Genomic DNA, 11,135 nt, shown 5'->3' on the forward strand with positions numbered 1-11,135 from the left:
GGGCCGGACACAGGAAACGGCCCCCCTGTTCAGGGGGGCCGTTCCGGCCGGTCCGGGTGGGTCACCCGGGCAGGGTCACTGGCACTTCTGGCCGTTGTTGATGCAGTCCACGAGCTCGTCCATCACGTTGTCGTCGAAGACGTTGATGAAGTCGCCGTGGTCCGTGATCGGCTTGTGCAGCTGCTCGGGGAAGGAGTCGACCGCGAAACCCGGGCCCGGAGGCACGTCGTACACGATCCGCTGCACCAGCTGGGGAATCGCCTGGAAGCCGTCACCGCACTCGCCGTCCTCGTTCGCAAACGCCACGTGGGTGCGGTGATTGGCACTGTCGATGTTCTGACCGTCCCAGCAGCTCTGGAACTTGAAGGAACGCACCACCTGGCTGCCCTCGGGGCAGATCGGGTACTTGTCCTTCAACTGGCGGTCCTCGAATCCCGTGCAGCTCCAGGAGGCATTGGCATTCGCGTCACCATTGGTGAACGCCTTGGCGTCACCGGTGATGATGCGCAGGAAGCGCGGCATCGCGGTGACCTTGCTGACCGGGCTGCCGACGAAGTTCAGCGTGACCTCGGAAGGCTGCTGGATCTCACCGACGTTCTGGTCCTTGCCGCCGCCGTCCGCATTGGCGTCGTTCTCGTTCTGGCCGTTCTGCAGACGCAGCACCGGCCAGTAATAGGTCGACTTGTCACCCTGGTTCTGGCAGGTGGTGTCGCCATTGGCGAGATCGTCGTCGCTCGCGAAAGCGTCGTTCGCCTGGTTGCCGACGTAGTCGTGCATATGGTGCGCGCCATTGGCGACACCGGGGGCGACGATGACGTTGTCCGGATTGAACTTGCCGTTCTCGTTCACACCGCAGTCGGTGGCGAAGGAGCCCGTGGAGGCGTCATTGCCCTGCTGCGGCTGATCGACGTTCGGCTCGACGGACTGGATGTCGACGAAGTCGTCGTCCTGGGGGCCGTTGCCGGCCTGGCCGCCGTTGTCCTGTCCGCCGTCCTGTCCGCCGTTGTCCTGACCCTGGTCCTGTCCGCCGTTGCCCTGGTCCTGACCGCCGTCCTGGCCCTGGTCCTGTCCGCCGTCCTGGCCTTGGTCCTGATTGCCGTCCTGGTTGTCTCCCTGGTTCTGGCCGTCGCCCTGGTCGTTGCCGTCATCACGCAGCGAACAGGGAGCGAGGTTCTCCATCCCCTGCGGCCTGTCGCCACCTCGGCCGATGGCGGTCGCGATCCGGTCGATGCTCGCCTGACGCTTGTCCTTCAGAGGATTGAGAATCGCGTTCTCCGCCAACCGCGGATCACGCTGAATCTGTTCCTTCTGATCGGCGAACTTCTGGTACGCGTCCGTGATCTGGCTGTCGATCGCCGCCAGTTCACGGTCGACTTCTCCGCGTGCCTGCCTGGGCATGTCACGGGGAAGTTCGTTGGCGACCTCGGGGCAGTCAATGGTGGACACCTGTCGACCGGTATTCTCGGCCCGCTGCGTTCGCGGACCGGATGACCAGCCTTCACCCGCGGATGCGTAGAAGTTGACCGCCACTAGCCCACCCCCGCCCAGGATCAGAGCGGCCGAGGCGACGATCGCCCGGTTCGCCAGCGTTGAGCGTTTTCTCGTATTGCGTCCCATGGAACTCCTCTGCTTCGTTGCCGGGTGTGGGTTTGGGGGGTCCCGGCAGAGGGAGAAGCGCAACGTTCCATACGGGTGGGGCTCATGGGGTGTTCAAAGCGATCCGGGATTCGTAGAAATCTCCATTGCCGAATCCGGCATACCGAGCGGAAGGAGGGCGGCCCCCCTCAGCCGTGGTCGAGGTAGGCCAGAACGGCGAGGACGCGGCGGTTGTCGTCGTCCGAGACCGGAAGCCCCAGCTTGGCGAAGATGTTGGAGGTGTGCTTGGCCACCGCCCGCTCCGTGACCACGAGTTGACCGGCGATCGCCGCATTGGACCGGCCCTGCGCCATCAGCTCCATGACCTCCCGCTCCCGTGGGGTCAGACCGCCCATCGGCTCGTCCCGGGCCCTGCGGCTGAGTAGTTGGGAGATCACCTGCGGGTCCATCGCGGTACCGCCCGCCGCGACCCGCCGTACCGCGTCGATGAACTGCTCCGCGTCGAACACCCGGTCCTTCAGGAGGTAGCCGACCCCGCCGTTGCCGTCGGCCAACAACTCCCGCGCGTACAACTGCTCCACATGCTGGGAGAGCACCAGCACCGGCAGCCCGGGCCTCGCCCGGCGCGCCGCCAGAGCGCACTGGAGCCCCTCGTCCGTGTGGGACGGCGGCAGCCGGACGTCGACGACCGCGACGTCCGGTTCCAGCTCCGCGAGTGCCTTGGACAGTTCGGGCCCGCTCTCCACCGCGGCCAGGATCTCGAAGCCGAACGCCTCGAGCATGCGCACCAGACCGTCGCGCAGCAGGAACAGGTCTTCGGCTAGAACAACTCGCAAGGGATCTCCATGGTGACCATGGTCGGGCCGCCTGCGGGACTGCTGACGGCGAGTACTCCGTCGAATGTACCGAGTCGCCGTTCGATACCGCTGAGACCGGATCCGGCCCCGATCCGCGCCCCGCCGCCGCCGTTGTCGGTGACGGCGATCCGCAGGGAACCGTCCGCGTACGACACGTCGATCCACAGCCGGTCCGCCTCCGCGTGCTTGACCGCGTTCGTCAGGGCCTCGCTGACCGCGAAGTACGCGGCGGACTCCACCGGTGCGTCCGCGCGGCCCGGCAGATCCACGTCCACCTCGGCCGGCACCGGCAGCCGCAGCGCGAGCGCCTTCACCGCGTCGCCCAGCCCGCGTTCGGCGAGCACCGGTGGGTGGATGCCGCGGACCAGGTCGCGCAGCTCGGTCAGCGCCTCCGCGGAGGACTCCCGGGCCTTGGAGATGAGCTCCTTCGCCTGCGCCGGGTCCTTCTCGATGAGGGCCTCGACGGTGCCGAGGCTCATGCCCATCGCGACCAGCCGGGCCTGGGCCCCGTCGTGCAGGTCGCGCTCGATGCGGCGCAGTTCGGCCGCCGAGGTGTCCAGGGCGTCGTGCCGGGTCTCGGTCAGCCGGTCGATGCGCTCCTCCAGCTCGTCCTCGCGGCTCGGGACCAGCACCGAGCCGGCGATCTTGAAGTGGGCGCGTACGAGTACCGGGTTGGCCCTCAGGGCCAGGTGCAGCCAGAACAGGCCGAGCAGGGCGGCGAGGCCCGCCGTGCCCCAGCCGGTGACGGGGATGAAGGCGTACCAGTACGTGCCCGCCGCGTCGACGATCGGGTTCCACAGACCGGCCGCGAGCAGCAGACCGAAGACACCCTCCAGGATCAGCCCCGGCGCGAGGAGCGCGACGATGGCGCCCGCCGTCATGTCGACCAGCATCCACTGGAGGTCCCGCCAGGTCGCCGGATCCTTCAGCATCACCGTGCAGCGCTCGACCTGCCCGGTGATGCCGCCGCGCAGATCGCGCGGGAACGGGCGGTACCGGACGGGGATGCGCGTCCGCGACCACTGGGCGGCGAGGAGTCTGCGCTGATTGGTGTGCGCCCGCACCGCCTGGAGTATCGGCGGGGTGGTGAACACCCCCACACCGATTGGGATCAGGGAGATGGAGACCACCGTCAGGACGAAGAGCGTGACCGATCCGATCAGTGCCATCAGGCTCAGCGCCAGCCCTTGGGCCCCGGCGGTCACCGCTTCTCGTGCCTTCGTCGACTTCATCGGGATTCCCCTCGTTGATCGGTCTCAGGCCCCAGTGTGGCCGTGGGACATGTGCCGGGGCACTGGGGCCGGACCCCGAACGGGGGTGTATCCAGCACCACCCTCCTGAGCTCGCCCTATGGCTCCGTGGACGGGGGTCCTGACGGCTGGGGCGCGGGCCCGCCGGTTTCTAGCGTCGTACTCGACTTGTTCGGCATGTTCGGCGCCGGCCCGGCGCGTGACTCGATGGACCATGGGGGCGAAAACGTCATGAGGCGCAACCTCGCAGCACGTATGGGTGTGTGGAGCGCACACCACCGGAAAACGGCGATCATCGGCTGGCTCCTCTTCGTCGTCCTGGCCACCGTCGCCGGCGGGGCCTCCGGCATGGTCGAGATGTCCGAGTCCGAGCAGGGCGCGGGCGACTCCGCACGGGCCCAGAAGATGCTCGACGACGCGGGCCTCGACCGGCCGGCCGGTGAACTGGTCCTGGTCAGCAGCCGCACCGCGGGCGGCTGGAAGGACACGGCACGCGATCTGGCCGAGGCGATCGGGCAGACCGGCGAGGCAGCGAGGATCGAGCCGCCGCTGCCTTCCGCGAACGACCGGGAGGCCCTGATCCGCTTCGAGATCAAGGGTGACGCCGAAACGGCCCCCGACCGGGTGCAGCCCGTGCTCGACGCCGTACACGACACGGCGGCGGGCCGGGACGGCGTCGAGGTGCATCAGTTCGGGCGGGCGAGCGCCGAGAAGTGGCTCGGCGACCTGCTCTCCGAGGACTTCCAGAAAGCCGAGTTCACCGCCGTACCGCTGGCGCTGGGCATTCTGCTGGTCGCCTTCGGCGCGGTCGTCGCCGCCCTGCTGCCGGTCGCCCTCGCACTGACGGCGTGCATGGCGGCCTTCGGCCTTCTCTCCCTCGCCAGCCACCAGTTGCATCTGTTCCAGACGACGTACTCCGTGATGTTCCTGATGGGACTGGCCGTCGGAGTCGACTACTGCCTGTTCTACCTGCGCCGGGAGCGCGACGAGCGGGCCGCCGGCCATGACGCCGACACCGCCCTGCGGATCGCCGCCGCCACCAGCGGACGCGCCGTCCTGGTCTCCGGGGTGACCGTCATGATGGCGATGGCCGGGATGTTCCTGTCCGGGCTGATGCTCTTCAAGGGGTTCGCCCTCGCCACGATTATCGTCGTCTTCATCGCCATGCTGGGCTCGGTGACCGTCCTGCCCGCCCTGCTGGCCTGGCTGGGCGACCGGATCGACGCGGGCCGGCTGCCCTTCCTCAACCGCCGCAAGAAGAAGGGCGTGCACGAGAGCGGCGCGATCGCGGGCGCCGTGCTGAAGCCCGTCCTGAACAGGCCCAGGCTTTTCGCCCTCGGCGCGGTCGCCGTGCTGCTGGTGCTGGCGGCCCCGGCACTGGGAATGAAGACCGAACAGCTCGGCATGGAGAAGCAGTTCGGATCGGACTCCGCCCTCTCGGTGGCGCACGAGAAGATCACCGAGGCGTTCCCGGTCGGTCCCGAGCCGGCGCTCGTGGTCGTCAAGGCCGACGACATCACCGCCGCGCCGGTACGTGAAGCGCTCGCCGAGTTCGACGACGTCACCGTGCACACGGCGAAGAACATCGCCGAGATCGAAGTGAACCTTCCCGGCAACGGCAGCGACGACCGCTCCGAGGCCGCGCTCGCCGAACTGCGCGACACGAGGGTCCCGGCCGCCTTCGACGGCACCGGCGCGGAGGTCCGCGTCGGCGGTGAGCTGGCGGGGTCCCTCGACTTCAACGATCAGCTGAAGCGCGGCATCGTGCCGGTGTTCGTCTTCATCACGGCCGTCACCTTCCTCCTGATGCTGCTCTGCTTCCGCTCGTACGTCATCGCCGTGACGTCGATCCTGCTCAACCTGCTCTCGGTGGCAGCGGCGTACGGCGTCATGACCGCGGTCTTCCAGCACGGCTGGGGAGCCTCCGCACTCGGCACCGAGGCCGTGGGCGCGATCGAGAGCTGGATGCCGCTGTTCGTCCTGGTGGTGCTGTTCGGACTGTCGATGGACTACCACGTGTTCGTGGTGTCCCGGATCCGCGAGGCGCGTGACCGGGGCGCGGACACCCGCGCCGCGATCAGTGAGGGCATCCGCCGTACGGCCGGCGCGGTGACGGGCGCGGCGGCGATCATGGTCGCCGTGTTCGCGGTCTTCGGCACACTGTCCATGCAGGACATGCAGCAGATGGGAGTGGGCCTCGCGGTGGCGGTGCTGCTGGACGCGACGGTCGTCCGGATGGTGCTGCTGCCGTCGGTGATGGCGCTGCTCGGGGAACGCAACTGGCGTACGCCGAGGGGGCTGCGGTGGCTGCCGAGCGTGGACCACGGCGAGGGGCAGCCGGTGGCGGGTCAGGGGCGGCACGCGGCGCCGGTGCCGGCGGGGCGCTGAGGTCGGTACGGGTGCGCGGGTGACGGGCGCGCGGGCCCGGGCCGTGCACGGTGACGGGGCGCGACCGCGGGTCCTGAAGCCGGAGCCGGATCCGGACGGGCGCCCCGGCACCAGACCCGGGGCGCGCCCGCCCCGGTCCCCGCCGCCCGTACCTGGACGCCCGACCAGGTGCGGCGTCGGCGCTTTGGGCCCCCGGGGGGCCGAACCCGGGGGCCCCGAACGCCTGATCCGAGACGAACCCCGGCGCCGGGGCCGGGCTCCCGAACCCGGACACCCGGACCGGCCCGAACCCTCGCGCTCGGGCACCCGATCCCGGGCCCGGACCCGGCGTCCCTCGCGCCCGAACCGGACACCCGGAGCACGGGGTGTCCCGCGCCCGAACCGGACACCCGGAGCGCGGGATGCCGCGCCCGAACCCGGCACCCCGGACGCCGGATCCGAGGCCGAAACCGGCACCCCGGGCCCCACCCGGCGCACGACCCCCGGCGCCCCGGACGCCCCGGGGACGCGCAGCCCGACGCCGACCACCGGTGCCCGAACCGCCGGCGGGGCTGGAATCCCAGCCCCGCCGGCGCGTTCACGTGCCCAGCAGCTTCGCCTCCGCCGCCGCGGACAGACCCACCACCGGCCGGTCCGGCCGCTGCGGTGCCTCGCCGCCGATCGACTGGAGCCACTCCCAGGTGTCCGCCACCGTCTCCCCGACCGGCCGGCACCGCAGGCCCGCCGCCAGCGCCTTGGCGACCCCGACCCCGTGCACCGCGTTGTGCACCTCCGGCAACTGCTCCCGGGGCACCCAGATCGGCAGGTCGGTCCAGGGCTCCACCCCCGCCGCGAGGATCACCTCGGGGTCCGTCCAGCGCAGCTCCGGGTCCGCGCCCGTGGCCCGGACGCACGCCTCCAGCAGCCCCTCGACGGTCGTGTGCCCCGCCTCACTCACCAGGTTGTACGGTCCGCTCAGGCCGCCCTCCGCGGCCGAGAGCGTCCAGTCGGCGAGGTCGCGCACATCGATGTACTGCAACGGGGTGTCCCGTGGGCCGGGCGCCGTCATCGGGCCCCCGCGGGCGGTCCGCCGCAGCCACCACGGCAGCCGGCCGATGTTCTCCCAGGGGCCGATGATCAACCCGGCACGCACCAGCAGCGAGCGGTCCTCGCCGAAGGCCTCCACGACGGCGAGTTCACCACCCCGTTTCGCCTCCGGGTACGCCACGTCGCCCGCGTCCGCCGAGCCGTCGACCACGGGTGCGGTCTCGTCGTACCCGGCCGTATGGGGCGCGGCGTACACCGAGCAGCTCGACACATAGACGTAGCGGCCCACCCGGTCGGCGAGCAGCCGGGCCGAGTCCCGTGCCACCGACGGCGCGGCGGACCAGGTGTCGACGACCACGTCCCACCGGCCCTCGGCGAGTTCCGCGAGACCGTCCGGCGTGGTGCGGTCGCCGAGCAGCTCCGTGACTCCGGGCGGGGCGGGGTGCCGCCCGCGGTGGAAGACGGTCACGTGCCAGTCCCGGGCGAGGGCCGATTCGACGATCGCGCGACCGACGAACTCCGTACCCCCGAGCATCAGAAGTCTCATGCACCCGACTCTGCCTCCCCCCTGCCTCCGCTGACCAGCAGTTCTGCCATGAGAAGAGAAATCACGCGGATCGCGCCGGGTCGGGGGCGGACCGGGGCCGGTCGCGGCTGGTCCGAGGCCGGCCCGACCCGCGAACGCCGGCGTGTGTGTGACGAATCCCGCCCACGGGTGCCATGTCCCGGCGCGGGATGGCAACATGTGCGGACCATGACAGATGCCCGGTCGCCGATGCGCGCCCTGCGGGCCGCACTCTTCGCGGCTGTCTGCACCGCATTGGCTGCGATGGGGCATTCGTTCATGTCTGGGCAGGACATCCCGTTCGCCGTGCTGCTGCCCGCGTTCGCGGTGACGGCCGCGGTGGCCTGGCTCGCGGGCGCCCGCCGCAGGGGTGGCCTCGCCATCGGCGCCGGTGTGCTCACCGTGCAGGGTGCGCTGCATCTGCTCTTCAGCAGCGCCCAGCCGCACACGGGCGGCTCCTCGCACCCGCACCACCACAGCACGTCCGCCGGCATCATGGCGACCGGCCCCACACCGCGGGGCTCCCTGTCCGCCGACACCATGGCTGTGGACACCACTGTCGACGGCCTCCTCGGACACTCCTCCGGCGGCATGCTCGCCGCCCACCTCCTCGCCGCGATTCTCTGCGCCCTGTGGCTGGCCCGTGGCGAGACCGCCGCTTTCCGGGTCGCCGCCGCCGTCGGTGCCCTGGCCTTCGCGCCCTTGCGGCTCCTGCTCGCCGTCCCCGCGCTGCCCGACCCGCCGCGGCCCCTCGCGCGCCGCCCGTACGACGCCGTCCGCCGCCAGAGCCTCGTCCTCGGCCACACCCTGGTGCGCCGCGGGCCGCCCGCGCTCCTCCCACCCCGCGCCACGGCCCCCGGAGCAGCCGTCTGACCTGGGGCCGATTCCCCACGTCGACACCAACTCCCCAGGATCACCATGGCCATTGACGCCCCCACGCACGGCAGAACCGAAACCGAGCAGGAGTCCCCGACGGGCTCCACCTGGAGCGCCCTGCGACCCCTCGTCCTGCGTATCCACTTCTACGCCGGTCTGCTCATCGCGCCGCTGCTGCTCGCCGCGGCCGCCAGCGGACTGCTCTACGCCCTCTCGTTCCAGGCCGAGAAGGTCATCTACAGCCACGAGCTCGAGGTCCCGGTCGGCGACCGTGCCCTGCCGCTGAGCACCCAGGTCCAGGCCGCCCGCGACGCCCGGCCCGACGGCACGGTGACCGGCGTCTGGCCGAGCCCCGAGGACGGCGCCACCACCCGCGTCCTGATGGACGCGCCCGGAGTCGAGGAGGGCAAGTCCCTCGCCGTCTTCGTCGACCCGTACACCGCGGAGGTCCGCGGTGAGCTGCCCTCCTACGGAAGTTCGGGCGCCCTCCCGCTGCGCAGCTGGATCGACAGCCTGCACCGGGACCTCCTCCTCGGCGACGTCGGCCGCCACTACAGCGAACTGGCCGCCAGCTGGCTGTGGGTGGTCGCGCTGGGCGGTCTGCTGCTGTGGCTCGGCCGCCGCCGCAGCTCGAAGCGTGCCCTGTTCGTGCCCGAGCGGGGGACCAAGGGCCGCCGTGCAACGCTCTCCTGGCACGGCACCGTCGGCCTGTGGGCCGTGATCGGCCTCGTGCTGCTCTCCGCCACCGGCCTGACCTGGTCGCGGTACGCGGGTGAGAACATCGGTGCGGTGCAGGACCAGCTCGGCGGCGCCACCCCCGCCGTCTCCGCGGCCGTCGAGCCCGGCGCCGCCGCCGGCGGTGAACACGCCGGGCACGGCGACGGCGCCGCGAACGCCCACCAGGGTGCGGACGTCGGCGTGGACCAGGCCCTCCGGTCGGCACAGGCCGCGGGGATCGACGGCAAACTGGCGATCACGATGCCCGCCGAGGGCACCGGCTATGTGGTCAAGGAGACGGACACCGTGTTCCCCGTCCATCTCGACTCCGTCGCCGTCGACCCCGCGAACGGCAAGGTCATCGACGAACTCCGGTTCGCCGACTACCCGGTGCTCGCCAAGCTGACCCGCTTCGGCATCGACGCGCACATGGGCGTCTTCCTGGGCCTGCCCAACCAGCTGGCCCTGGCCGCCCTCGCGCTCGCCCTGATCCTGCTGATCCTGTGGGGCTACCGCATGTGGTGGCTGCGCCGGCCCACGAAGGGACGCGCGCTCGCCGGCGGTCGTCCGATACCGCGGGGCGCCTGGCGGAAGGCGCCCGTCACCGCCCTGCTGCCGCTCGCCGCTGCCACGGCGCTCGTCGGCTGGTTCGTGCCGCTGCTGGGCATCTCGCTGCTGGCGTTCGTCCTGGTCGACGCGGCGGTCGGCGCCGTACGGAAGGTCAGGGCGCGTACCTGAGGGGTCTCATGCCGAGGGGCCCGGTCCGCCGCACGGCGGGCCGGGCCCCTCGGCTTCCCCTGGAGGGCCGGGGCAGGCGCCGGATCAGGGCGCGTACTTGTAGCCGACGCGCCGTACGGTCTGGATCGTGCGGCGGTGCTCGGCGCCCAGCTTGCGGCGCAGACGGGCGACATGGACGTCGACGGTCCGGCCGTCGCCGACATGGCCGTAGCCCCACACCGTGGTCACCAGCTGGTCGCGGGTGTGCACCCGCTGCGGATGCGCCACCAGGTGTGCCAGCAGCTCGAATTCGAGATACGTGAGGTCGAGCATCCGGCCGTCCACGTACGCGGTGCGCTCGGACGCGTCGATCCGTACGGGACCGGCGCTCTCGCCCGTGTCGAGGCGCCCGGCCTCCGGCAGCGGCCCGGCGGGGGCCTGCTGCTCGGCCGGTACGAGGACCAGATAGCCGAGCATCGGCGGCCGGCCAGGCAGCCCGGCCACATTGTGCTGCGGCGCGGGCAGCCAGGTGGCGCCCGGCGGCAGGAGGTCCATCACGTCAACGAGGCCGCCGAGGGTGCCGAGGCCGCCGAGCGGCACGACCTCGTCGCGGTCGATGGCACGCAGCCGGTGACGGCCGGGGTTCAGGGTGCCGGGGCCGGTGCCCCGCACGGTGGGGACGGCGGCCGCGGGGGAGTGGACGGCGGAGAAGGAACGGGAGTTCGCCATGAGAGGTCAGCTCTTTCGCGCGGAGGAGTCGTCGAGTCGTCGGAGGACGGACGTACGTCGTGCGCGCTGGCCGAAGGCCGGAACGGCTTTAGAGGGCCTGCGCGTTCACCGCGCGGCAACACTCCCGGTCGAAGTCGTGGTGCTGCCGGGAGGGCCAGAACGGCTCGAGGTCGGTGCGACCTGTCGCGGGGTTCTCAAGGCTGGCCATGGGCTCATTGAATCAGATGAACGGCGTGCGAAGGAGGTGCTCTCTCACAGAACGAGACGCGGATCGCGCGAAACGACCTGGCCGCCGGGGACAGCGAGGGGCGCCCGCCGGTACCGGCGTCCCGGCATGGCGCGGCCCAGCGAGCGGATCAGAGTCCTGATCGCGGACGATCAGCAGGTCGTGCGAGGAGGGCTCGTCCTGCTGAT

At 71.3% G+C, this 11,135-nt stretch carries 8 protein-coding genes; 3 read left to right on the top strand and 5 right to left on the bottom strand.

The annotated features are described in order from the left end of the window. Positions 1–75: 75 nt before the first annotated feature. The 3 genes from ABTX78_RS20625 to ABTX78_RS20635 form a co-directional block, all read right to left on the bottom strand. On the bottom strand, positions 76–1,617 hold the full coding sequence (locus ABTX78_RS20625; protein WP_352208219.1) for a DUF1996 domain-containing protein: 1,542 nt from the start codon (positions 1,615–1,617) through the stop codon (positions 76–78). 167 nt (positions 1,618–1,784) lie between these two features. After that, positions 1,785–2,432: a LuxR C-terminal-related transcriptional regulator gene (locus ABTX78_RS20630; RefSeq protein WP_352208220.1), complete on the bottom strand. Its 648-nt coding sequence runs from the start codon at positions 2,430–2,432 to the stop codon at positions 1,785–1,787. After that, a complete protein-coding gene (locus ABTX78_RS20635) occupies positions 2,417–3,685 on the bottom strand; it encodes a sensor histidine kinase (protein WP_352208221.1) in 1,269 nt (422 codons plus the stop codon). Before ABTX78_RS20635 ends, ABTX78_RS20630 begins: the two co-directional genes overlap by 16 nt. 249 nt (positions 3,686–3,934) lie before the next feature. Here ABTX78_RS20635 and ABTX78_RS20640 point away from each other — a divergent pair, with 249 nt between their 5' ends. Next, a complete protein-coding gene (locus ABTX78_RS20640; RefSeq protein ID WP_352208222.1) occupies positions 3,935–6,091 on the top strand; it encodes an MMPL family transporter in 2,157 nt (718 codons plus the stop codon). A gap of 577 nt (positions 6,092–6,668) precedes the next feature. Here the strand turns inward: ABTX78_RS20640 and ABTX78_RS20645 are convergent. After that, on the bottom strand, positions 6,669–7,664 hold the full coding sequence (locus ABTX78_RS20645) for an NAD-dependent epimerase/dehydratase family protein (protein ID WP_352208223.1): 996 nt from the start codon (positions 7,662–7,664) through the stop codon (positions 6,669–6,671). Positions 7,665–7,961: 297 nt separating this feature from the next. Between ABTX78_RS20645 and ABTX78_RS20650 the strand changes: the two genes are divergently transcribed. Together ABTX78_RS20650 and ABTX78_RS20655 are read left to right on the top strand one after the other, a co-directional pair. Beyond that, the gene (locus ABTX78_RS20650) at positions 7,962–8,555 is read left to right on the top strand and encodes a hypothetical protein (protein WP_352208224.1); all 594 of its coding nucleotides are present in this window, start codon (positions 7,962–7,964) and stop codon (positions 8,553–8,555) included. Positions 8,556–8,600: 45 nt separating this feature from the next. Then, positions 8,601–10,013 (top strand): PepSY-associated TM helix domain-containing protein, encoded by a 1,413-nt coding sequence (locus tag ABTX78_RS20655; RefSeq protein WP_352208225.1) that lies wholly within the window; start codon positions 8,601–8,603, stop codon positions 10,011–10,013. Positions 10,014–10,097: 84 nt separating this feature from the next. On the opposite strand, the gene ABTX78_RS20660 is transcribed toward ABTX78_RS20655, so the two are convergent. After that, a complete protein-coding gene (locus ABTX78_RS20660) occupies positions 10,098–10,721 on the bottom strand; it encodes a winged helix-turn-helix domain-containing protein (RefSeq protein WP_352208226.1) in 624 nt (207 codons plus the stop codon). Positions 10,722–11,135 lie beyond the last annotated feature (414 nt).

This window comes from Streptomyces sp. NPDC096193 (assembly GCF_040302905.1).
In the GTDB taxonomy this organism is placed as follows: domain Bacteria; phylum Actinomycetota; class Actinomycetes; order Streptomycetales; family Streptomycetaceae; genus Streptomyces.

Excerpts from the sequence above, each read along its gene's own strand:
- ABTX78_RS20625 (WP_352208219.1), bottom strand. The coding sequence starts at position 1,617 with ATGGGACGCAATACGAGAAAACGCTCAACGCTGGCGAACCGGGCGATC.
- ABTX78_RS20655 (WP_352208225.1), top strand. The coding sequence starts at position 8,601 with ATGGCCATTGACGCCCCCACGCACGGCAGAACCGAAACCGAGCAGGAG.
- ABTX78_RS20640 (WP_352208222.1), top strand. The coding sequence starts at position 3,935 with ATGAGGCGCAACCTCGCAGCACGTATGGGTGTGTGGAGCGCACACCAC.
- ABTX78_RS20660 (WP_352208226.1), bottom strand. The coding sequence starts at position 10,721 with ATGGCGAACTCCCGTTCCTTCTCCGCCGTCCACTCCCCCGCGGCCGCC.
- ABTX78_RS20645 (WP_352208223.1), bottom strand. The coding sequence starts at position 7,664 with ATGAGACTTCTGATGCTCGGGGGTACGGAGTTCGTCGGTCGCGCGATC.
- ABTX78_RS20635 (WP_352208221.1), bottom strand. The coding sequence starts at position 3,685 with ATGAAGTCGACGAAGGCACGAGAAGCGGTGACCGCCGGGGCCCAAGGG.
- ABTX78_RS20650 (WP_352208224.1), top strand. The coding sequence starts at position 7,962 with ATGTCTGGGCAGGACATCCCGTTCGCCGTGCTGCTGCCCGCGTTCGCG.